The organism is Cryobacterium sp. (assembly GCF_026786305.1).
GTDB lineage: Bacteria > Actinomycetota > Actinomycetes > Actinomycetales > Microbacteriaceae > Cryobacterium.
In genome coordinates this window covers 1-22,582 of sequence record NZ_JAJAYI010000083.1, presented here as the reverse complement: position 1 = coordinate 22,582, position 22,582 = coordinate 1, and the positions used below count along the sequence as shown (strand labels likewise).

20 protein-coding genes and 1 pseudogene are annotated in these 22,582 nt (G+C 65.2%); 3 read left to right on the top strand and 18 right to left on the bottom strand.

The genetic code is table 11. The features are described from left to right. Window positions 1-94: 94 nt before the first annotated feature. From LH475_RS10635 to infC, 6 genes are all read right to left on the bottom strand, one after another. Window positions 95-988, bottom strand: a complete 894-nt coding sequence (locus tag LH475_RS10635; protein ID WP_196845189.1) for a glutamate ABC transporter substrate-binding protein — start codon at window positions 986-988, stop codon at window positions 95-97. A 91-nt stretch (window positions 989-1,079) separates the two neighbouring features. Then, complete coding sequence (locus tag LH475_RS10630) at window positions 1,080-1,868, bottom strand: amino acid ABC transporter ATP-binding protein (protein WP_196845187.1); 789 nt, start codon at window positions 1,866-1,868, stop codon at window positions 1,080-1,082. Window positions 1,869-2,345: 477 nt separating this feature from the next. Next, a complete protein-coding gene (locus LH475_RS10625) occupies window positions 2,346-3,146 on the bottom strand; it encodes an RNA methyltransferase (RefSeq protein WP_196845186.1) in 801 nt (266 codons plus the stop codon). A 161-nt stretch (window positions 3,147-3,307) separates the two neighbouring features. Continuing rightward, the gene (rplT, locus tag LH475_RS10620; protein WP_196845184.1) at window positions 3,308-3,700 is read right to left on the bottom strand and encodes a 50S ribosomal protein L20; all 393 of its coding nucleotides are present in this window, start codon (window positions 3,698-3,700) and stop codon (window positions 3,308-3,310) included. A 50-nt stretch (window positions 3,701-3,750) separates the two neighbouring features. After that, window positions 3,751-3,945 carry a 50S ribosomal protein L35 gene (gene rpmI / locus LH475_RS10615; RefSeq protein WP_092111710.1) on the bottom strand — a complete coding sequence of 65 codons (195 nt, stop codon included), beginning with the start codon at window positions 3,943-3,945 and terminating at the stop codon, window positions 3,751-3,753. After that, complete coding sequence (infC, locus tag LH475_RS10610; protein ID WP_104127223.1) at window positions 3,938-4,564, bottom strand: translation initiation factor IF-3; 627 nt, start codon at window positions 4,562-4,564, stop codon at window positions 3,938-3,940. The genes rpmI and infC overlap by 8 nt, the downstream gene beginning before the upstream one ends. Window positions 4,565-4,853: 289 nt before the next feature. Between infC and LH475_RS10605 the strand changes: the two genes are divergently transcribed. Then, window positions 4,854-5,201, top strand: a complete 348-nt coding sequence (locus tag LH475_RS10605; RefSeq protein WP_297413892.1) for a DUF1844 domain-containing protein — start codon at window positions 4,854-4,856, stop codon at window positions 5,199-5,201. 40 nt (window positions 5,202-5,241) lie between these two features. On the opposite strand, the gene LH475_RS10600 is transcribed toward LH475_RS10605, so the two are convergent. The 8 genes from LH475_RS10600 to LH475_RS10565 all read right to left on the bottom strand — a co-directional run bounded on the left by LH475_RS10600 (window position 5,242) and on the right by LH475_RS10565 (window position 15,289). Further along, complete coding sequence (locus tag LH475_RS10600) at window positions 5,242-6,030, bottom strand: Fpg/Nei family DNA glycosylase (protein ID WP_196845181.1); 789 nt, start codon at window positions 6,028-6,030, stop codon at window positions 5,242-5,244. Next, window positions 6,023-10,681 (bottom strand): ATP-dependent helicase, encoded by a 4,659-nt coding sequence (locus tag LH475_RS10595; protein ID WP_297413890.1) that lies wholly within the window; start codon window positions 10,679-10,681, stop codon window positions 6,023-6,025. Before LH475_RS10595 ends, LH475_RS10600 begins: the two co-directional genes overlap by 8 nt. A 55-nt stretch (window positions 10,682-10,736) precedes the next feature. Beyond that, the gene (locus tag LH475_RS10590) at window positions 10,737-11,588 is read right to left on the bottom strand and encodes an SseB family protein (RefSeq protein WP_196845179.1); all 852 of its coding nucleotides are present in this window, start codon (window positions 11,586-11,588) and stop codon (window positions 10,737-10,739) included. After that, the gene (priA, locus tag LH475_RS10585) at window positions 11,588-12,334 is read right to left on the bottom strand and encodes a bifunctional 1-(5-phosphoribosyl)-5-((5-phosphoribosylamino)methylideneamino)imidazole-4-carboxamide isomerase/phosphoribosylanthranilate isomerase PriA (protein WP_196845177.1); all 747 of its coding nucleotides are present in this window, start codon (window positions 12,332-12,334) and stop codon (window positions 11,588-11,590) included. Before priA ends, LH475_RS10590 begins: the two co-directional genes overlap by 1 nt. A gap of 82 nt (window positions 12,335-12,416) precedes the next feature. After that, window positions 12,417-13,049 (bottom strand): imidazole glycerol phosphate synthase subunit HisH, encoded by a 633-nt coding sequence (hisH, locus tag LH475_RS10580; RefSeq protein ID WP_196845175.1) that lies wholly within the window; start codon window positions 13,047-13,049, stop codon window positions 12,417-12,419. Further along, entirely contained in the window at window positions 13,046-13,669 is a 624-nt protein-coding gene (gene hisB, locus LH475_RS10575; protein WP_196845174.1) for an imidazoleglycerol-phosphate dehydratase HisB, read from the bottom strand. Before hisB ends, hisH begins: the two co-directional genes overlap by 4 nt. 9 nt (window positions 13,670-13,678) lie before the next feature. Next, window positions 13,679-14,803 carry a histidinol-phosphate transaminase gene (locus LH475_RS10570; RefSeq protein WP_196845172.1) on the bottom strand — a complete coding sequence of 375 codons (1,125 nt, stop codon included), beginning with the start codon at window positions 14,801-14,803 and terminating at the stop codon, window positions 13,679-13,681. 72 nt (window positions 14,804-14,875) lie between these two features. Continuing rightward, window positions 14,876-15,289 carry a LysM peptidoglycan-binding domain-containing protein gene (locus LH475_RS10565; RefSeq protein ID WP_196845171.1) on the bottom strand — a complete coding sequence of 138 codons (414 nt, stop codon included), beginning with the start codon at window positions 15,287-15,289 and terminating at the stop codon, window positions 14,876-14,878. Window positions 15,290-15,580: 291 nt separating this feature from the next. Between LH475_RS10565 and lexA the strand changes: the two genes are divergently transcribed. Then, a complete protein-coding gene (lexA, locus tag LH475_RS10560; protein ID WP_092341044.1) occupies window positions 15,581-16,285 on the top strand; it encodes a transcriptional repressor LexA in 705 nt (234 codons plus the stop codon). A gap of 93 nt (window positions 16,286-16,378) precedes the next feature. On the opposite strand, the gene metE is transcribed toward lexA, so the two are convergent. From metE to hflX, 3 genes are all read right to left on the bottom strand, one after another. Continuing rightward, window positions 16,379-18,739, bottom strand: a complete 2,361-nt coding sequence (gene metE, locus LH475_RS10555) for a 5-methyltetrahydropteroyltriglutamate--homocysteine S-methyltransferase (RefSeq protein ID WP_297413877.1) — start codon at window positions 18,737-18,739, stop codon at window positions 16,379-16,381. 76 nt (window positions 18,740-18,815) lie between these two features. Beyond that, window positions 18,816-19,781, bottom strand: coding sequence for a methylenetetrahydrofolate reductase (locus LH475_RS10550; protein ID WP_196845167.1), 966 nt, complete (start codon window positions 19,779-19,781; stop codon window positions 18,816-18,818). Between the two features lie 285 nt (window positions 19,782-20,066). Further along, complete coding sequence (hflX, locus tag LH475_RS10545) at window positions 20,067-21,647, bottom strand: GTPase HflX (RefSeq protein WP_196845166.1); 1,581 nt, start codon at window positions 21,645-21,647, stop codon at window positions 20,067-20,069. 41 nt (window positions 21,648-21,688) lie between these two features. On the opposite strand from hflX, the gene LH475_RS10540 reads away from it, so the two are divergent. Next, window positions 21,689-22,297 carry a methyltransferase gene (locus LH475_RS10540; protein WP_196845165.1) on the top strand — a complete coding sequence of 203 codons (609 nt, stop codon included), beginning with the start codon at window positions 21,689-21,691 and terminating at the stop codon, window positions 22,295-22,297. Here LH475_RS10540 and LH475_RS10535 read toward each other — a convergent pair. Next, window positions 22,294-22,582 (bottom strand): annotated as a pseudogene (locus LH475_RS10535) (hypothetical protein); the annotation flags it as partial. The gene LH475_RS10540 and the pseudogene LH475_RS10535 sit on opposite strands and share 4 nt — an antisense overlap.

Sequence of the window (22,582 nt, the reverse complement as noted above, 5' to 3'; positions counted from 1 at the left end):
CATGGTCCAAACCTCTCCTTTCGTTTTTGATGGTGCAAAGCGGTGGTGAGGGGCGGTGGCGACAGGTATCGCCACCGACCCTTACTCGTGGTACCTAGTACGCGTCGACGGCGGGCTGCTCGACAACGGTGCCCGAGAGACCGAGGGTCTCGTCGTAGATGGCCTGCCAGCTGTCATTGCCGTTCGTGAACATGTCGTTGATGAAGGCGCGGAGGGCGTCGTCACCCTTCGGCAGGCCCACGCCGTAGTTCTCAACCGAGAACGGCTCGCCGACCACCTTGAGGTTGTCGGAATCCTGGGAGGCATAGCCGAGCAGAATGGCCTGGTCGGTCGTGACCGCGTCGGCCTGGCCGTCCTTGAGCGCCTCAACACACTGCGAGTAGGTGTCGAACTCGACGGTCTTGGTGTCGGGGTAGTTGTCCTTGATGTTCTGGATCGGGGTGGAACCGGTCGCGGAGCACACGGTCTTTCCGGCCAGGTCGTTCTCGCTCTTGATGGTGTCGTTATCGGATGCCACGAGGATGCCCTGGCCGGTGATGAAGTACGGTCCGGCGAAGTCGATCTGGTCCTTGCGCTTGTCGTTGATCGAGTAGGTGCCGACGTAGTAATCGATGTCACCGTTCACGATGGCCGATTCGCGGTTTGCGCTCGGAATGGCGATGTATTCGATCTTGTCCTTGGCGAAACCGAGCGACGCGGCAACCCATTGCGCGATTTCGATGTCGAATCCGGAACGCTCTCCGGTAGCGGCATCGAGAAAGCCCAAGCCGGGCTGGTCTTCTTTGACGCCGATGACGACCTTGTCGGCCGCGACCATCGCGTCGTAGGTGGGGCTGCCGGTGAGCGACACATCGGCGGCGACCTCAAAGGCGCCGCCCGCGGCGGGGGCGTCCGATGATCCGGTGTCGGCGGTACCTCCGCCGGAACATCCGGCGAGAAGCAGTGCCGCCGTGGCTGCTGTGGCCAGGAGACTGAGTTTCTTACGCATTGTGATTCCTTTTCTGGTTGGGAAGGGAGGTGTCAGGTGAGTTGTGGTGACCCGATCACCGATGCGGCAGCTGACGAATGAGCCGGAACGGTCAGTGGTCGAGAATCTTGGAGAGAAAGTCCCGCGCACGAGTGCTTTGCGGGTTCGTGAAGAACTCCTCCGGGGAGGTTTCCTCCACGATCTCACCATCGGCCATAAAGATGACACGGTCCGCCGCCTTGCGGGCAAAACCCATCTCGTGGGTGACGACGATCATCGTCATTCCCTCGTTGGCGAGGTCGACCATGACCTCAAGAACCTCGTTGATCATTTCGGGGTCGAGGGCGCTGGTCGGCTCGTCGAGCAGAATCAGTTTCGGTTCCATCGCCAATGCCCGGGCGATGGCCACGCGCTGCTGCTGTCCGCCGGAGAGTTGTGACGGCATCTTGTGTGCCTGGTTGGCAACGCCGACACGTTCGAGAAGGGCAAGTCCCTTCTTCTCAGCGTCGGCCTTCGACATGCCGCGCACCTTGATCGGTCCGAGGGTCACGTTTTGCAGCACGGTCTTGTGCGCAAATAGGTTGAACGCCTGAAAGACCATGCCGACGTCGGCGCGCAGGTGGGCGAGTTCTTTGCCCTCGGCGGGCAGTTTCACGCCATCGATGGTGATGATGCCGTCATCGATTGTTTCAAGGCGGTTGATCGCCCGGCAGAGCGTGGACTTGCCCGATCCACTCGGCCCGATCACCACGACCACCTCGCCGCGGTTGACCACGGCGTTGATGTTCTTGAGAACGTGAAGCTCTCCGTAGTGCTTGTTGATGTCTTTGACGACGACTAGCGGTTCACCCCGGCGAACGGAGATGTTCGACGTAGCCGGGGACGAATCTGTTGGCTCCATACCCCCCAACTTAGGTCAGAATGGCAGTCTGGTCACGCCAAATGTCCGACAGCAACGCATTTGTAACCCTGCGGACGACTGGTGAGTGTGGTGGGAGGCACAACAACCGCCACTCATCGAAAGTGGGATTTTCGCCGTGCGGCCGATTCAGCAGGTTCAGAAAGAGCTCTACCGCGCCGGCCGCGACAAGAGACAGCGTGAACCCTGCCGCGCAGAGTGCGAACAATGTGGCGACCCACTGCAGGGTGTCCACGCCGATGCACACCAAACGTCGTACCGGTACGCAACAGGATTGTGCCAGGCCCGGTCCCGTTCGGCTCATCGTTGGCAGATCGACCATGCCGGCCGTTGTGCTGAATCGTTGGAGCGAAGTTTTAGCTTGGACTACCCTCGGCCACAAACTGATCGGGTCTCATCTGGCCTTCGAGAGTTCGCACAAAAAAAACATGTGCGCGGGCTCCGACAACTGCATAGCGGTCAGGCGCGCTGGGCAAACGCGCTTTCATACAGGCACACGGATGCTGCGGTCGCCAGGTTCATCGACTCGGCTTCGCCGTAGATCGGCACGCTCACGCTGCGGTCGACCCGGGCGAGGTCCTCGTCGGTCAGGCCCCGAGCTTCATTGCCGAACAGCCATACGGTCGGAGCGGCGAGCAGGCCCTCGTTGCGGGCGGTCAGCAGGTCGGAGCCCTTGATGTCGGCCGCGAACAGTTGAAGGCCGGCGGTCCGGGCACGGTCGAGAACGTCTGAGAGGTCAGCCGCGATGGCGACGGGCAGGTGAAAGATGGAGCCGGTCGAGGAACGGATGACCTTGGGGTTGTACAGGTCGACGCTGCGACCGGTGAGGATGACCGCGTCCGCGCCGGCAGCATCCGCTGCTCGAATAATGGTGCCGGCGTTTCCGGGGTCGCGCACCTCTTCGAGAATGGCAACGAGCTTGGGCTCGGCGTTGAAGATCTTCTTTACCGACGTGGGGAACTGGTGGCAGACGGCCACGAAGCCCTGCGGGGTGACCGTGTTGGCCATTGCCTCGAGGACCTCTTCGGAGACGAACTCCACTTCGACCTGGGCTTCGATCGCCTTCTGGGCCAGGTCGGTGTAGCGGTCGAGCGCGGTGGGCGTGGCAAACAGCTCCACGACCAGCTCTGGACGAAAGGTGAGGGCTTCGGAAACGGCCTGTGGGCCTTCGAGCAGAAAGAGACCGGACTCGAGGCGCGCATCGCGCTTGGCAAGTTTTGCGACGGCACGGACGCGCGGTGAACGTGGATTATCAAGCATGTAGTTAGTTTAGGTGTACGAACTTTGGATGCAGAAAAGGAGCGGGCGACCAGGTCGCCCGCTCCTTTGCAACTCAAAACTGCGTGCTACGTAAAACTACCGTTCAGTCACCACGTTCACGCCCAGGAGTCAGACGGCGGTGAACCGATCGGGATGAAGCCTTACGCCGTGACGACGACCTTCGGTGCCGAGGTGTCGGCGGGAAGTGCTGCCTTGGCGCTCTCGACGAGGGCGGCGAACGTCGCTGCCTCATTGACGGCGAGGTCGGCGAGGATACGACGGTCAACCTCGATGCCGGCCAGGCCGAGGCCCTGGATCAGACGGTTGTAGGTGAGACCGTTCGCGCGCGATGCAGCATTGATGCGCTGGATCCACAGGCGACGGAAGTCTCCCTTGCGTGCACGACGGTCACGGTAGCTATAGGTGAAGGAGTGAGTGAGCTGCTCCTTGGCCTTGGTGACCAGGCGTGAACGCTGACCGCGGTAGCCCTTGGCGCGTTCGAGAATAACGCGGCGACTCTTGTGGGCGTTTACGGCCCTCTTTACTCTTGCCATTATTTACAAATCCTTATTCGTGTACGAGACCTGGATTACAGACCTAAAAATTACAGACCGAGAAGCTTCTTGATGGTCTTCTGATCCGACTTGGCCAGCACCTGGTCCTGGTTCAAACGGGACTTGCGCTGCGTGCTCTTGACCTCGAGATTGTGACGAAGTCCGGCCTGCTGCTTCATGATCTTTCCGCTTCCGGTGACCTTGAAACGCTTCTTGGTTCCGGAGTGGGTCTTCATCTTAGGCATGTGGTTCCTCCTGTTTTGCTGCCTTATCGGCAACCTTGTCTGCCTTATCGGCTACCTTGTCTGCCTTCTCGGCAGCCTTGTGGGCGTTGATCTCAGCCTTGGCTTCTGACTTGTTTTTCAACGGGCCAATCACCATGACCATGTTTCGACCGTCGATCATCGGAGTAGATTCCACGGAACCGTACTCGGCGACATCCTCGGCAAATTTTTGGAGCAGACGTACGCCCTGGTCGGGTCGGGACTGTTCGCGGCCGCGAAAAAGAATCATGGCCTTGACCTTGTCACCGGACTTCAGGAAGCCTTCGGCGCGTTTGCGCTTGGTCTCGTAGTCGTGCGTATCAATCTTGAGACGAAAACGAACCTCCTTGAGGATCGTGTTCGCCTGGTTGCGCCGGGCCTCCTTGGCCTTCTGCGCAGCCTCGTACTTGAACTTGCCGTAGTCCATGATCTTGGCCACGGGCGGCTTGGCTTCGGGTGCGACTTCGACGAGGTCGAGGTCGGCATCCTGTGCCAGGCGCAGGGCAACATCAATGGCCACGACCCCGACCTGCTCGCCGTTGGGACCAACGAGACGAACTTCGGGGACGCGTATACGGTCATTTGTACGGGGATCGCTGATGCGTCTCTCCTCTTGGTTAACGTCGTGATCACAACCAGACAGCGGATGCCGACTGGGGACGAAGAGAGGAAAATCACGAGTCTTCCACGCCAACTTTTTCATTGACCTGCAGTACACGGCACCCTGTCGACCCTCGCTCTGCCACCTTCCCGTAGGAGGTGATAACGCGACGGCGGAGTGCGATCTACCCGGTAACCTTGATGAAGCGGTATGCGCGGGTGGGAGATTCTCCACTTTCGTACCGAGACTACTGTCCCGGAACCAAACGATAGCCTAGCAGAGGAATGCAGTGAGCAATAGTTTTGAGCAGGATGCAGCACGAGCAACACGCGATATCGCCAATGTGGCCGCTGTGGAGATCATCACCACGGCCGCCGTGCACCTGATGAGCGCGGCCGCCGTGAAGTGCGGACTCGCCGAAGATCCCGACGCCCAGATCGACCTGGACGAAGCCCGCAAGCTCATCACGGCTCTCGCCGGGCTCGTGACCGCTGCGGCTCCCGACATCTCCGACATGCATGCACGCAGCCTCCGCGATGGTCTGCGTTCTCTGCAGCTCGCGTTCCGCGAGGCGTCCTTCGTGCAAGACCCGATCGGTGAGGGCCCCGGCGAGAAGTACACCGGCCCCGTCAACTGACCGGCGCCTTCAAACAACTCCTAGGTCTGGCAAACAACTCCTAGGTCTGGCAGCGGGGGCACCAGTAGGTGTCGCGCAGTTCCAGGTCGGTGCGGCCGAGGCGGTCCCGCACAATACGGCCGCCACACCGACGACATGGCTGGCCGGCCCGCCCGTAGACCCACAGTTGGGCTCCGCGGCGCAGGTTACCGGTCGTCGTGCGCTCCTCCCGGTCCTTGTTGGCCAGAAGCAGGCGCCGGGCGAGATTCACGAGCCCGGCGAGGTCGGTGACCTCGGCCACGGGCCGGGTCGGCACGAGACCGCGCAGAAAACAGAGCTCATTGACGTAGACGTTTCCGAGCCCGGCCAGGTTGCGCTGGTCGGCGACGGCAACGATCACCGGGCGCTCCGGCATCGCTGCGAGACGAGCCGTGGCCTCGGCGCTGTCAGCCGCGCTCCACTCGGCGGCGAGCAGATCGGGTCCGAGGTAGCCGACGATCTGCGACTCGGTTCGGGTTGGCACCAGCTCCAGCAGACCGAGCTCGAATCCGACGGCGATCCAGTCCGGTGTCTGCAGCACGATGCGCGCCTGAAACTCCGGCCGCTGCCACCGGGTGCCCGGCCTGTACAGGTGCCAGGCGCCTTCCATCTTGAGATGCGAGTGGATGCTCGTGGTCCCGACCCGATGCAGCACGTGCTTGCCGCGGCTCACGACCTCGTGCACGGTCTGCCCGGTGAGGTCGACAGTCGCAAAAGCCGGCACCCGAATGTCGCAGCCGGTGAGAATACTCCCGTGCAGGGCCTGGTCCAGGGTGCGGGCCGTGCGGTAGACGGTATCGCCCTCAGGCACGCAGCCTCAACCCTTTCGGAGTCTCGGTGAATCCGGCGGATCGGAGGGCGGAGCCGAGCTCGGTTCCGATCACGAAAACACCGTTGACCGTTTCGACCGCGATCTTCTGGATGCGGCCGGTTTTCACGAGTGTGGTCAGACTCAGCGTGGCGGCCGCGAGCCTGGCCGCATCCGTCTCGAAGGCGACCACGGTTTTGCCACCGCGCTCGACGTACAGCACGAGGGCGCCATCGACCAGTACGACGAGTGCGCCCGCCTTGCGCCCTGGGCGGTGGGTGGTATCGCCGGGCAGTGACGGCCACCGCAGTGCAGCACCGTAGGGGTTCGCCGGGTCGGTCGCGGCCAAGGTCACCGCAGCAGCAGGCGTGCTGTTTCTCTGCGGAGCAGACGGGTCGGATGCTCCCGCAGCGAAGGTGCGCAGCCGGTCGATAGTGCCGCCCGTCGCAAACTGGGCAGCGCCAAGCCCCTCGATGAAATAGCCGCGTCGACAGCGCGCCATCTCCTCGAATCCGGTCAGAGTTCGGTAGACGAGTGAGAATCCGCCGATGACGCTCTCCGCCATCACCGCCCCGCGCGTCACCACGCCATAGCGTTCGAGCAGGGTCTCCCCCAGGGCGTGCGCACGACGGGTCGGTGAGTCGTCGGCCACCGGCAGAATCGACCAGCGACCCGATACCGTTGGCGGGCCGCTGCGGCTCGGAAGGCTCGGCCGCGGCATCGACCGCCCGCGATGCAGGCGGGCCCGTGGCAGAGCGCGGCTCTGACGGTGCGCCGTATGCCCACCGGCCAGAAGCGACCGTACCGGCGCGAAGGTGTCATTATTGATCAGACCGGCCCAGACCAACTCCCACAGCGCCTGCACCAATTCGCGGTCATCCTGACTGCCGACGGCATCAGAGAGCTGCCGAAAGAAGTAGGCACCGCCACTGCCCAGGGTTTGGAGGATCTCCTGTTGCAGGGGCGTCGTCTCGACATCGATGGGCAGCGGCAGGGTGAGCTGGGCGGTTTCGGCGAGGTGCAGGCTGACCCATCCGTCGTTGCCGGCGAGGGTTCCGGCGCCCGCCCAGAGCACCTCTCCCGCGTTTGTGAGCTCGTCGAGCATGCCGGGCTGGTAGTCGCTGACCCGGGCTGGAAGAATGAGCGTCTCCCAGGCGGAGGCAGGAATGCGCGCCCCTTCCAGCTGTTCCACAACGGATGCGACACCGTCGATTCCGCGCAGCGTGCCGCCCACGTGCTGCCAGGCCGGCAGAAACCGGCCGATGGTCCGCTGCTCGACCGGTTCAACCTCGTGCCGGAGCGCCGCGAGGGAACGGCGGCGGAGGCGCCGCAGCACCTCGGCGTCGCACCATTCCAGGCCGGTGCCGTTCGGTCGAAATTCGCCGGCCACGATGCGTCGGGCGTCGGCGAGGCGGCCGAGGGCGATCTGCACGACGGCCGTGCCAAGACCAAACCGCTCGGCGACGGCGAGCGTGGTGAACGGACCGTGCGAGCGTGCGTAGCGGCTGACCAGATCACCAACCGGATCGCCCACGGATTCGGTGAACGCGGCGGCCACGCCGAGCGGCAGGGGAACACCGAGGGCGTCGCGCAACCGGCTGGCGTCTTCGACCGCCGCCCAGCGATCCTGGCCACCGAAGCTGACGCGGATGGCGCGGCGGGCGTCGACGAGCGCGAGCACGGCCTGCTCGGCGCCGACCACGCCGGTCGCGTCGGCCTCGCTGGTCGTGGGCTTTGATTCTGCCTCGGGTTCGAGCATCCGCTCGCCGATCTCCACCGTGCTGAGTGGGCCGAGAGTGCGCAGTAGATCGGCGACACCTTCGACGTCCCTGGCCCGGTAGTCAGGGGCGAGCCGCTGCAGTTCCCGGTCGGTCTGGTCGATAACGGTCGGATCGAGGAGTTCACGCAGTTCGACCCGACCCAGAAGTTCGGCGAGCAGGCTCGAGTCGATCGCGAGGGCGGTGGCACGCCGCTCGGCGATCGGGGTATCGCCCTCATACATGAAGGCGGCAACGTAGCCGAACAGCAGCGTACTCGCGAACGGGCTGGCGGTGTCGGTCACGCTCTCGACCAGGCGCAGTTCACGGGAGGCGATCTGCCGGGCCAGACCGGTGAGGGCTGGCAGGTCGTAGACGTCCTGCAGGCATTCCCGCAGGGTCTCGAGAATGATCGGAAAGGTGGGAAAGGTGCGGGCCACGGCGAGCAGCTGCGCGGCCTTTTGCCGTTGCTGCCAGAGCGGCGAGCGGACTCCGGGCTTGTAGCGGGGCAAAAGCAGCGCCCGGGCGGCGCACTCGCGAAACCGGGAGGCGAACAGGGCCGAGCCGCCGACCTCGTCGGTGACGAGCTGCTCGAGCTCGTCAGGGTCGAACACGAACAGTTCGCTGCCGGGCGGTTCGGTTTCGGTGTCGGGGATGCGCACAACGATGCCGTCGTCGCTCGCGACGCAGGAGCCATCGATTCCGTAGCGTTCCCGCACGCGGGCGCCGACCGCGAGCGCCCACGGTGCATGCACCGGGGTGCCAAACGGGGAGTGCAGCACGACCCGCCAGTCCCCCAGCTCATCACGGAACCGTTCGACCACGAGGGTGCGGTCGGTCGGCAGCTTCCCGGTGGCGGCGCGCTGCTCGCCGAGGAAAGCCAGCAGGTTGCTGATTGCTCTCTGGTCCAGGCCGCCCACCGCACAGCGGGCCTGCGCCTGGGCCTCCGGCAGGCTGCCGACCTCGCGCACGAATGCGCCGATGGCCTGGCCGAGTTCGGCCGGGCGGCCGATGCCGTCACCCTTCCAGAACGGCAGCCGTCCGGGCTGCCCGAAGGCGGGCACGACGAGAACCCGGTCGTGGGTGATCTCCTGAATACGCCAGCTCGTGGTGCCGAGCGCGAAGACATCGCCCACGCGCGACTCGTAGACCATCTCCTCGTCGAGCTCACCGACCCTTTTACCGGTGACCTGTTCGCCACCGACCATGAAGACGCCGAACAGACCGCGGTCGGGAATGGTGCCGCCGCTCGTGACGGCCAGCCGTTGCGCTCCGGGGCGACCGGTGAGGGTGCCGGCATCGCGATCCCAGATGATGCGCGGACGCAACTCGGCGAACTGGTCCGACGGATAGCGGCCGGCGAGCAGGTCGAGGGTGGCCTCATAGGCAGAGCGGGGCAGGGTCGCAAAGGGCGCGCTGCGCCGAACAGCATCAAACCAGGCTTCCACGTCGATCGGCTCGAGCGCGCAGGCCGCGACGGTCTGCTGGGCCAGAATATCGAGCGGGTTGGTGGGCACACGCAGCGATTCGATGGCGCCAGCCAGCATGCGCTCGGCGGCGACCGCGGCGTGGATGAGATCGGCCCGATGCTTGGGATAGATCACCCCGCGGCTGATCTCACCGACCTGGTGCCCGGCCCGACCGAGCCGCTGCAGCCCGCTCGACACCGACGGCGGTGACTCCACCTGCACGACCAGGTCAACGGCGCCCATGTCGATACCGAGTTCAAGGCTCGACGTGGCCACGACACAGCGCAGCCGCCCCGATTTCAGGTCGTCTTCAATCAGCGCGCGCTGTTCCTTGCTGACCGAACCGTGATGCGCACGCGCGAGCAGCGGTGCGGTGCCGGCGCTCTGGCCGCTCGCGCCCATGAGCTCGGCCGGCGGGCGAACCGCTGCACTGGTACCCACCATGCCGAGCGCACCCGGCGTTACCGGCACCGACACCGCAGCGGATGCCTCATCCCAGCCCATACGTTCCGCATAGATTTCGTTGAACCGGGCGGTGAGCCGTTCCGTGAGCCGCCGCGAATTCGCGAACACGATACTCGAGGAGTGCGCCAGCACCTCGTCGACGATGGCCTCCTCGACGTGGGGCCAGATGGATCCGGTCTGCGGCGCCGCGGCGGAGGTGACGCCCTCGCGCTGCGGCACCGGGCCGAGGTCGCTCATATCGTCGACCGGAACGACCACGCGCAGGTCGAACCGTTTCAGCGCGGGCGGGGCCACGATCTGCACCGGGGCGGCTCCGCCCAGAAACCGAGCCACTTCGCTCTGCGGGCGCACGGTGGCCGACAGCCCGATCCGTTGGGCCGGTTGACTCAGCAGTGCGTCGAGTCGTTCGAGGGACACGGCGAGGTGGGCACCACGCTTGCTCGCCGCGACCGCGTGCACCTCGTCGATGATGACCGTCTGCACACCGCGCAGGGATTCTCGGGCCGCCGAGGTCAGCATGAGAAACAGTGACTCCGGGGTGGTGATGAGAATGTCTGGCGGCGTCGTGACCAATTTGCGACGGTCGGCGGCCGGAGTATCGCCCGATCGCACCCCGACAGTGACCCGCGGAGGCTCGAGGCCGAGCCGCTGGGCCGCGCGGCTGATTCCCACGAGCGGAGCAGTGAGGTTGCGTTCCACGTCGACGCCCAATGCCTTGAGGGGCGAGATGTAGAGCACGCGGGTGCTCGGCGCGACCAGGGCCGCCGTTTCCGTGGCGAGCCGGTCAACGGCCCACAGAAACGCGGCCAGGGTCTTGCCCGATCCGGTGGGGGCCACGACGAGGGCATGGGAGCCCAGGGAGATGGCGTTCCACGCGCCCAGCTGCGCCGCCGTCGGCGCGGCAAACGCCTCGGTGAACCAGGCCCGAGCAGCCGGAGAGAATCGATCGAGAACGTCGCTCATACCGTCATTCTCGCCCGAACCACCGACAACACGGTTGACACTACGGATACCGGCGCTAACCCGACGCGACGAGCTTGACACGCAGCGAATCAACGCCGGTCGTAATGATCTCGCTCTCGGACCATCGGGTGCCGAGCCGGCTCAGAATGGCGTCGAGGTCCGGCTGGGTGAGGCCGTCGACCAATTCCAGTTGAACCACGAGTTCGGGCCCCTCGAGCCGCGCCAGGGGGTCACCGGCGGAGAGCTGAATAGAAAGCACCGAGAGTTCCGTCGCGATCGACGCGGTGAAGGCGTCGGCGACGTGATGACTGGCATAACTCGGTGTCCAGGGCAGGGATTGCGCAATCGCCCAGAGCGCCGGCCGCCGAATGACAAATTCACCGGGCGAGGTCGGGTCGATGACGACAAGATCGGTGTTCTCCTGGGCGGCGGCCAGGGCGACGCGAACGGCATCCGCTGGAATGGGCCGGGCGAGGGGGTTCCACGCCGTCATCGCGGAAGTCGACGAGAAGGCAGGCAACACCGTGCGTCCATCGGGGCTGGCCACGGTAATGATCGACAGTTCCTGGGTTTTGTCGATCGTGTGGCCGCGAGCGTTCACGGCGGCATCGCCGAGCTTGGTCACCAGTGGGATGAGCAGACGGGACCCACGGATGGCATCGATGACGCTTTCTTCGCCCGACTCGCGAGCCTGAAAGTGGGCGAGCGCCTCGGCGAGGGCGGCGGGAACAGCCCCGTCGTCGCCGGCGTCGAGGTTGGCCTCGAATTCCCGGCCGACCCAGGGCTGGCCGGCCGAGTCGGCCGTGTTAGCCAGCTCATCCGGCTCGCCGGGCTGACCTGACGGCTTATCGCCCCCCGGCCGACCGGAGGGATCACCCGTGGAACCGAGGTTTCGCGCCTTAGCCATTAGTCTCCCGAGACATCCAGGGCCTCGGCCAGCGTGAACGCGCCCGCATAGAGGGCTTTGCCCACGATGGCGCCTTCGAGCCCGAGCGGCACGAGCTTGCGCAGCGCTTCGATGTCATCGAGGCTGGAGATGCCGCCGGAAGCGATGACCGGCTTTTTGGTGCGGTCGAGTACCTGGCGCAGCAGCTCGATGTTCGGACCCTGCAAGGTTCCGTCCTTGGTGACGTCGGTGACCACGTAGCGGGCGCAGCCGGCAGCTTCAAGGCGTTCGAGCACCTGCCAGAGATCCCCGCCGTCCTTCGTCCAGCCCCGCGCGGAGAGGGTCGTGCCGCGCACATCGAGGCCCACGGCAACGGCTTCGCCGTAGTGCGCGATCACGCCGGCCGCCCATTCCGGGTTCTCGAGTGCCGCGGTACCGAGGTTGATACGTTTGACGCCCGTGCTCAATGCCGCTTCGAGTGATTCGTCATCGCGGATACCGCCGGAGAGTTCAATGTTGACGCCCGTGACCTGGCGGATGACCTTTTTGATGACGCCGGTGTTGGTGCCCCGGCCGAATGCCGCGTCGAGGTCGACGAGGTGAATCCACTCGGCGCCCTGCCTGGCCCAGTCGGCCGCGGCATCGACCGGGTCACCATAGTTCGTTTCCGTACCGGCCTCGCCCTGCGTCAGGCGCACAGCCTTGCCGCCGGCCACGTCGACGGCGGGCAGGAGGACGAGCCTCGGTGTCTTGTTGAACTCGCTCATTGGTGTCCTTGATTGGTGCGGTCGCACGGTGCGGCCAATTTCATGGAAGGTTGGGATTGGGGTGCTGAAGTCTGGGCGCGGCCTAGTGGTGCAGCGTGCCGATCCAGTTCTTCAACAAGCGGATGCCCGCCTCACCCGATTTTTCCGGGTGGAACTGGGTGGCGCACAGCGGACCGTTCTCGATCGCAGCCAGGAACGGCGCCCCATGTTCGGCCCAGGTCAGCCGGGGTTCCGGGAACGGCGGCATGACCTCGAGCGTCCACGACTGGGCAGCGTAGGAGTGCACGAAATAAAACCGTTCCTCTTCGATTCCTCGAAAGAGTTCGGAGTGGGGCGCGCTCGTGACGGTGTTCCAGCCCATGTGCGGCAGGATCGCTGCGGGAAGTTCGGTGACCGTTCCGGGCCATTCGCCGAGACCCTCGGTGTCGATGCCGCGTTCGACACCGTGTTCAAACATGACCTGCATGCCCACGCAGATGCCGAGCACCGGGCGCCCTCCGGCCAGGCGCCGATCCACGATCTCGTCGCCGCGCACCCCCTTGAGGGCGTCCATCACGGCACTGAACGCGCCGACACCGGGAACGACGAGTCCGTCGGCTTCCAGGGCAACCGTGCGATCACTCGTCAACGTGACGTCAGCTCCGGCCAGTTCAAGCGCCTTGACCGCGGAGTGCACATTGCCGGTGCCGTAGTCGAGGACAACGACCTGAGTCACAGGGCCCCCTTGGTCGACGGAATGCCCTGCACGAGCGGGTCGAAAGCCTTGGCGAGCCGGAACGCACGGGCGAAGGCCTTGAACTCGGCCTCAGCGATGTGGTGCGGGTCGCGGCCGCCCAGCACGGTGAGGTGCACGGTCAGGCCGGCATGGAAGGTGATCGCTTCGAAGACGTGACGCACCATGGAGCCGGTGAAGTGTCCGCCGATGAGATGAAATTCAAAGCCGGCCGGCTCGCCGGTGTGCACGAGGTACGGGCGGCCGGAGATATCGACGACAGCCTGGGCGAGCGCCTCATCGAGCGGTACCAGGGCGTCACCGTAGCGGGAAATACCCGACTTGTCGCCGAGGGCCTGGCGAATGGCCTGGCCGAGCACGATTCCCACATCTTCGACGGTGTGGTGCACGTCGATTTCAATGTCGCCGGAGGCCCGCACGGTGAGGTCGGTCAGGGAGTGCTTGGCGAACGCTGTCAGCAGGTGGTCGTAGAACGGCACCGAGGTCTGGATGTCGCTGGTGCCGGTGCCATCAAGGTTCAGGGAGAGATCAATGCTGGATTCACTCGTCTCCCGTTGCAGGTGTGCGACGCGGGGCGCGGAAATGCCAGCAGATGAACTCATAGCCCTAGTTTATTCGGCTTGGGGCGATACGGCTTGACCGGGCCGATCCGTTCGTCCCAGGCGGGCCAGGGCGTCCAAGAACAGGGAGGTCTCTTTCTCGGTGCCGGCCGTCACCCGCAAGTGTCCGGGAATGCCGACGTCGCGAATGAGAATTCCCTCCGCGAGCAGCGCCTCGAAGGTTGCCTGCGGGTCGGCCACTCCCCCGAACAAGACGAAGTTGCTCCAACTGCGGTGCGGGGCATAGCCCAGGCGTGCCAGCTCCACTACGAGCCGGTCGCGCTGCGCCCGAATGTCGTCGACCATCGCGAGCATCTCGGCGCTGTGCGCCAGGGCCGCGTTCGCGGCGGCCTGGGTCAAGGCGGAGAGGTGGTAGGGCAGGCGAACCAGGCGTAGGGCATCCGTGACCGCCGGATCGGCGGCCAGGTAGCCCACCCGGGCACCGGCGAAGGCGAAGGCCTTGCTCATCGTGCGCGAGACGAGGAGGCGTTCCCGGCCGGGCAGCAGGGTGACCGCGCTCGGCGTACCACGCGGAGCGAACTCGGCATAGGCCTCGTCAACCACGACGATGCCGTCGGTCGCGTCGTAGGCGGCGGCGATGGTGTCAAGCGAGAGCGGCGTGCCAGTGGGGTTGTTCGGGGAGCAGAGAAAGACGATGTCGGGGTTGGTGCGGGCGATCTCGCTCACGGCGGTGGCCGAGAAGAGTTCGTAGTCGGCGTCGCGGGTGCCGGGAATCCACCTGGTGTCGGTGCCCGAGGCGAGGATCGAGTACATCGAGTAGGTCGGGGCGAAGCCGAGCAGGCTGCGTCCCGGTCCGCCGAAAGCCTGGAGCACCTGCTGGAGTACTTCGTTGGAACCGTTGGCGGCCCAGATGTTGGCGGCGGTCAGTCCCTCGCCGAGGTATGTCGCCAAGGACTCGCGCAGGGTGGTGAATTCGCGGTCGGGATACCGATTAACGGAACGGATGGCCTCAGCCAGGCCGGCAAGGATGTCGCGGGCGACCCCCTCGGGAATCGGGTGCGTGTTCTCGTTGACGTTCAGTGCCACCGGAACGTGCAATTGCGGCGCACCGTACGGTGTCAGGCCTTGCAGGTTGGCGCGGAGCGGAAGATCTTCGAGACTGGTCACACTCTCCATGCTACGACCTGTGCTCCTACCGTGCGCTTCGGCCCGGTGGTGCGGCCCGCTCGCCTCGCCCAAGTTGGCGCGCTAGGAGTTTGCGGGGATTTCCAGGCGCTGGCCGGGCTGCAGCGTTTCGACGGTCAGAGTGTTCAAGCGTTTAATGTCGGCGACAACATCGCGCGGGTCGGTGGACGGCGAGATCTCCTCGGCGAGGTCCCAGAGAGTCTGGCCTGGTTCGACCGTGATGAACTGAGCGGAACCGACGTCGGTGGGCGAGTAGGCCAACGTCGCGACAACGCCGGATTCGGTCGTGTACGACATGAGGTCGATGCCCGCGGCGGAATCCGACGCGCCGGCCGCACCCCCGTTGAGGGCAAAGGCGACGGAACCGATCACGAGCGGCACGGCCGCGAGGGTCGTGAGAACCACTCGACCGCGGCGGGTGAGGCGAAGACGGGTGACGGGGGCGAAAGGTACTGCGGGTGCACATGCTGTGGTCATGTCAAACCTCCAAGGTCGGCGGGCTGCAAGTCTCGTATTCGGCCCTCGGCCGGGAAGACCGAATACGAAACTATGTTCCGAATATAACTTCGAACAATCGAACATGCAAGCTTTTTCTGGTCTCGGCCCGGATTTCTGCGCAACACACTCGAATAAGTGTTTGTTTCAGGGCGGAGAACTGGATAAACTTTCGATAGGTCAATTGCTTGATTCACACTCAACCAGACACCACCGACATTCCCGTGAAACACAGTTTCAGGACACAAGAGACCGACTCCAGGAGGGCACATCGTGACACAGGACACCAGCGGTACCCGAGACAAGGGCGGCACTCGGCGCCGCAAGAGTTTGAGCCAACGCCAGCTCGCTATTCTCGACGTGATTCAACGTTCGGTGAGCTCGCGCGGCTACCCGCCGAGCATGCGAGAGATCGGTGACGCCGTCGGTCTCGCCTCGCTGTCGAGCGTGACCCACCAGCTCAACCAGCTTGAACTCAGCGGATATTTGCGCCGCGACCCGAATCGCCCCCGGGCGCTCGAAGTACTCATTGAGATTCAGCGTGCCCCCGAAGACGTCGGCACCGGCGACCAGGACAGCTTTCACCCGGGCGTGCAGGTCGGCGACGCCGCGATGGTTCCGCTCGTCGGTCGCATAGCCGCCGGCATCCCGATCACGGCCGACCAGCAGATCGACGAGATTTTCCCGCTCCCCCGGCAGCTCGTGGGCCAGGGCGAGCTGTTCATGCTCAAGGTCGTCGGTGAGTCGATGATCGATGCCGCGATCTGCGACGGCGACTGGGTCGTCGTTCGCCAGCAGAAGACCGCGGAGAACGGCGAGATCGTCGCGGCCATGCTCGACAACGAGGCCACCGTGAAGGTATTGCGCAAGCGCGACGGTCACACCTGGCTGCTGCCGCGCAACAGTAACTTCGAACCGATCGTCGGTGACTTTGCCGACATCCTCGGCAAGGTCGTCGCGGTGCTGCGCTCGGTCTAAACGCCCAAGCGGCACCGTGGGTCGAGGCGATACCCGTGGGTTGAGCCTGTCGAGACCATCACACGATGTGGTCTCGACAGGCTCGACCTCCGCTTAGGTGCGAACCGCTGCGCCGCGGCGTTCGCGCACCACCCGGGTCGCGGCGAGCATGTTGTGCAGAGACTGCACGGTCTCGTCGTAGCCGCGCGTCTTCAGCCCGCAGTCCGGGTTCACCCAGACCTGGCGTTCGGGAATCGATTTCAGGGCGGTTTCGAGCAGGGTGGTCAGCTCGTCAACGCTCGGTACTCGCGGCGAATGAATGTCATAGATGCCGGCTCCGATACCATGGTCGAACCCTCCGGCCTCGATCTCCTGCACCACCTCCATGCGCGACCGGGCCGCTTCAATGCTCGTCACGTCGGCGTCGAGGTTGCGGATGGCCTCGATAACGACGCCGAACTCCGAGTAACACAGGTGCGTATGAATCTGGGTTGCATCCGCCACCCCGGCCGTGGCCAGCCGAAAGGAGCCGACCGACCAGTCGAGGTAGTCGACGTGGTCCTTCGTCTTCAGCGGCAGCAATTCCCGCAGGGCCGGTTCGTCGACCTGAACGATCTTAATTCCCGCGGCCTCGAGGTCGCCGATTTCATCGCGCAGGGACAGGGCTACCTGGCGGGCGGTCTCGCCGAGCGGCTGGTCATCGCGCACGAACGACCAGGCCAGAATCGTCACCGGCCCCGTGAGCATGCCCTTGACCGGCTTTGCGGTGAGGCTCTGCGTGTACACCGACCAGTCCACCGTGATCGGTGCCGGGCGCGACACGTCGCCCCACAGAATAGACGGCCGGGTGCAGCGGCTGCCGTAGGACTGCACCCAGCCGTTCTCGGTCACGGCAAACCCGTCGAGGTTCTCAGCGAAGTATTGCACCATGTCGTTGCGTTCGGGTTCGCCGTGCACGAGCACGTCGAGTCCGATCTCTTCCTGCAGCGCGACGACCCGCCCAATCTCCTCGCGCATCAGGTCGCGGTAGTCATCCGCCGCAAGAGTTCCCTTGAGAAACTGGGCACGCGCCCGGCGAATATCGGCGGTCTGCGGGAACGATCCAATCGTGGTCGTCGGCAGCGGCGGCAGCTGCAGCGCCGCATCCTGGGCGCTCAGGCGTACGGCGTAGTCGCCACGGGTGAAGTCGGCGTCGGTCAGTGCGGCGACACGGGTGCGCACGGACCCGTCGCGCACGCCGGGAGCGCTCCGCCTTGCCACCAGTGCCTCAGCGGCTTCGGCGAGGGGCACCGCGATGGCGGCCCGTCCGGCGGTGAGGCCGAGCGCGAGGGTGGAGACCTGGCCGACTTTTTGGTCTGCGAAGGCCAGCCAGCTGGTCAGCGAGCCCGGCAACGACGCTTCATCCCGCACGTCATGCGGCACGTGCAACAGCGAGGTCGAGGTTGAGACAGAGACGGAGTCGGATAGCCCGCGCACGCTCTCTGCGGTTTCGAAGGCGCCGGCCAGGTCGCCGCGCCAGATGTTGTGCCCGTCGATCACCCCGGCAACGATGGTTTTTCCAGACAGCCCGGGCACCGCCTGCGGCAGGGTTCCCCGCACCAGGTCAACGCCGATCGCTTCAACGGCAGTGGCGGCGAGCACCGGCAGGGCGTCATCGAGGCTGCCGTAGGGTGCCGCGACGAACAGGGCGGGTCGCCCGGTCAGCCGGCCGAGCACCCCATAAACGGATGCGACGGCCGCCAGCGTCTTTGCCCGCGGCACGTCGATGGTTTCGCTGACCAGGCCCGGCTCGTCGAGCTGCACCCACTCGACGCCGGCATCCGCTAGCCGGCCCAGGAGCGCCGCGTAGACGGGAAGGAGATCGTCGAGGCGCGACAGCGGGGAGAAAGCGGCCGGGGCCTCGTCGCTGGCCTTACTGAGCAGGAGAAAGGTGACCGGTCCGACGAGCACTGGGCGGGTGAGAAACCCGGCCGCCTTGGCCTCGATAAATTCGCGCACGATGCGGTCGCTGGCCAGGGAGAAAACGGTCTCCGGGCCGATCTCGGGCACGAGGTAGTGGTAGTTGGAGTCGAACCACTTGGTCATTTCGAGCGGCAGGTTCTCGCCCTCGCCCCGAGCGAGGGTGAAGTACCCGGCCAGGTCGATTTTTCCGTCCGTGCCGACGAGGGAGGCGAACCGGGCGGGAATCGCGCCGACGGCAACGATGGTGTCAAGCACCTGGTCGTAGTACGAGAACGACTCGGGGATCGACGAGTCGGTACGGCCGAGTCCAAGATCAAGAAGCCGGTCGCGGGTGGTCTGGCGCAGCCCGGCGGCCACATTCTCGAGGGCGGTGGCGTCGATCGTTCCCGCCCAGAACGCTTCGACGGCTTTTTTCAGCTCCCGCCGTCGTCCGATGCGCGGGTAGCCGAGGACGGTGCCGGTGGGGAAGGCGGGAGATGCGGGAGATGCGGGAGATGCGGGCGAAATGGTCATGAGAATTCCTTCACTGGAGCATTGGTCGCTAAACGGTCAGAGGCAACGAACGTGATGGGTGGGCCTACGCGCAGGCCTAGGGCATAGCAGCGGGCACCGGTAGTGCCCCACACCCCTCAAGCACGTGTAGCACGGTGTCATGCTGGTTGAACGCGTAGAGGTGGAGTCCGGGGGCACCGCCCGCGAGAACGTCCTGGCCGAGGCGCACGGCGTAGTCGATGCCGATCTGGCGCTGACCTTGCTCGCTCGGTTCGATCTCAAGCTGGATGGATAGTTCGGCTGGCAGCTTTTCGCCGGAGAGCTGCAGGATGCGGCGCAACCGGTTCGGGCTGGTCACCGGCATGATGCCGGGAAGAATGGGAAAGAGCACCCCGGCGGAGCGAGCCCGTTGGATGAAGCTCAGGTAGACATCGGCGTGGAAAAACAGCTGGGTGATCGCGAGGTTCGCTCCGGCGGCCTGCTTGGCCAGCAGTGTGTCAATATCCTGGCTGACCGACCGGGAGTTGGGGTGTCCGTTCGGAAAGGCCGCGACTCCGATGCGCACCTTGCTACGTTCGGTCTTCACCCCGCGGGCGCCGGGCAGACCGGGAATCACGGTCTCGATGTACGGCACCCGTTCGGTCTGCACCCGGTGGATGAGCTGTACCAGCTCTCCCGCGCTGTGCAGGTCGCCGAGAAACGTGGTGTCCCCCTCGAGCGCGCCCCTCGGTGCGTCGCCGCGAATGGCCAGAAAGCTGCGAATGCCGGCGTCGAGAAATTCGCGAATGAGCCGGCTGGCCTCTGCGTGCGAGGAGTCGACGCAGGTGAGGTGGGCCATCGCATCCACTGCTGTGTGGTCCTTGATGTAGCGCAGAACGTCAAGGGAGGAGGTGCGCGAGGAGCCGTTGGCACCATAGGTGACCGAGATGAACTCGGGGCCAGCAGCGGCCAGATGATCGATGGTGCGCGTGAGAGCGGATGCTGCGGCCGCCGATTTCGGCGGGTACACCTCGAAGGAGAACGCCGGGCGGGCGTAACACGCGGAATTCCTGGTCTCGGTCATGGTTCCTCCTTCGGCAGAAGCGGCACAGCGTGTAGTGGCCGGGCGGCCGCGGACACGCCAAGACCGGCGGTTCTTCGCGGGCGGATGCCGGGCTCGGCTGTCGCTCCATGCCGGGGATTGAATTCCGTCGGCAACGATTGACTAGACACTAACAACACGGACGCCGACGTGGGCAAATATGACAGTTCGTGTCATCAGGCGGGTACTGTTGCGGCGCAGCGCTGCTGCGGCCAACACAAAACGGCCGCACGCCGCCGCGGTTCTTACGCCGACGACGGCGAAAAGCTAAGCAGAGAGCGAGGGAAGAATGACGAACGGGGCGAACTGCGGCTCGATCTCGGGGGTGACGAACGCCGTGACGTGGGTCCCGGTCTCCAGGTATTCGGTCGTCTCGATGCGACCCAGGTCGTGCAGAACTGCGATGAGGTCGCCGCGGTCGTAGGGAATGAGCAGGTCGAGTTCGATCTGCGGCGTCGGCAGCAGCAACGCCACCGCGGCGAGCACGGTGTCGATGCCCTCACCGGTGCGGGCCGATACGAACGTCGCCTTCGGTTCCAGGCCGCGCAGCACGAGCCGGTCATCGTCGGTGATCAGATCGCTCTTGTTGAAGACGACCAGTTCGGGAATGTCGCGGGCGCCGACCTCAGAAATGACGTCGCGCACGGTGGCGAGTTGGGCGACCGGGTCGGGGTGTGATCCGTCGACGACGTGCACGATCACGTCGGCGTCGGCGACCTCTTCCAGGGTGGAGCGGAAGGCTTCGACCAGTTGGTGCGGCAGGTTGCGAACGAAGCCGACCGTGTCGGTGAGGGTGTACAAGCGTCCGTCGGCGGTCGTCGACTTACGCACGGTCGCGTCGAGGGTCGCGAACAGGGAGTTCTCGACGAGCACGCCGGCCTTGGTGATGCGGTTGAGCAGGCTCGACTTACCGGCGTTGGTGTACCCGACGATGGCCACCGACGGAACGGCGTTGCGCTTGCGGTTAGCGCGTTTCGCCTCGCGGGCCGGTTTCATCTCGACCATCTGCTTGCGCAGCTTGGACATCCGGGTGTGAATACGGCGACGGTCGAGTTCAATCTTGGTTTCACCGGGGCCACGGGAGCCCATTCCGGCTCCGGTTCCACCGACCTGGCCACCGGCCTGACGGGACATCGAGTCGCCCCAGCCGCGCAGGCGGGGCAGCATGTAGGCCATTTGGGCGAGTTCGACCTGCGCCTTGCCCTCGCGGCTCTTGGCGTGCTGGCTGAAAATGTCGAGGATTACGGCCGTGCGGTCGATGACCTTGACCTTGACCACGTCTTCGAGGGCGCGCCGCTGGCTGGGCGCCAGTTCGGTATCGGCGATGACGGTGTCGGCGCCGAGCGCCTTGACGATGTCGGCGACTTCTTGGGCCTTGCCCTTGCCGAGGTACGTGCTCGGGTCGGGGGTCGCCCGACGCTGCAGCAGACCGTCGAGCACGGTCGCGCCGGCGGTTTCGGCCAGGGCCGCCAATTCGCGCATGGAGTTTTCGGCGTCGTCGACCGTGCCGTGGGTGTACACACCGACGAGAACGACGTTTTCGAGGCGCAGTTGGCGGTACTCCACCTCCGTGACGTCTTCGAGCTCGGTAGAGAGCCCATTAACCCGGCGCAGGGCGTTGCGGTCGGCTCGTTCGGACTGGTCACCGTCGTGGCCGCCGCCGTCATACTCGCCGGAGTCCTGATTCTGCAAGGCCTGGGCGACCCCACTGCGGAACAGGGAGTAGCCGGCAGCCTTGCTGTCGGCGCTAGCCAACACACGCGCGACGACATCGTCTGCGTCACGGGCCGGTTCTGCGGCCTCGTTTTCTTCTGCGTCGTTGCCGCGGGGCGCCGTTGGATCATTCATCCCGTTAACCTTAGTTCAACGAAGTTGAAAGGTTCCCTGCTATGTCGTCCGACCACTATTTTTCTCCGGCGCCCGGCACCGTGCTGAAAACCCGCCAGATCACGGTGCAGCTGCACGGGCAGGATCGTGAACTGACGACCGCCAACTCGGTGTTCAGTCCCGCGCACATTGACACCGGCACCGAGGTTCTGCTCAAGTACGCCCCCGAGCCGCCCCTCGAAGGCCATTTTCTTGATCTCGGCTGCGGTTGGGGTCCGATCGCGCTGCACCTCGCGCTGGCATCTCCGGACGCCACCGTCTGGGCCGTCGACGTCAACGAGCGGGCCCTCGACCTCGTGCGCACCAATGCCGCGTCCCTCGGCCTGACCAACATCAACGCGGTGCTCGCCACTGACGTGCCCGCCGATATCATCTTTCGCACCATCTGGTCGAACCCGCCCATTCGCGTCGGCAAAGACGAGCTCCACGGCCTTCTGCAGACCTGGCTGCCCCGCCTTGAATCAGAAGCGGATGCCTGGCTCGTCGTGCAACGCAACCTCGGCTCGGACTCGCTCCAGCGTTGGCTTGCCGCCGAACTCCCCGCCACCTTCGAGACCACGCGCGAAGCCATCAGCAAGGGCTTCCGAGTGCTTCAGGTGCACCGCGACTAGCCGAGGTTCAGAACCCCGTCAAAAACCAGCTCCGCCGGCCCGGACAGCGACACGTGTTCACCGTCCTCGGCCGGAAACATGCGCACGCCGAGCACTCCACCGGGCAGCTCGACCCGCCACTGGTGCGGCGCTGACTTTCCGGCCCAGTGCCGGGTGGCCAAGGCGGCGGCGGCCGGCCCGGGCCGGGCAGACAGCGTGTCGCAGCACCCGCTCGAGGTCAACCCCATCCCCGACCCTCCGCACCCCAGAGCGTCGAACCGCGGCGAGGGGGCGGCGATAAGCATG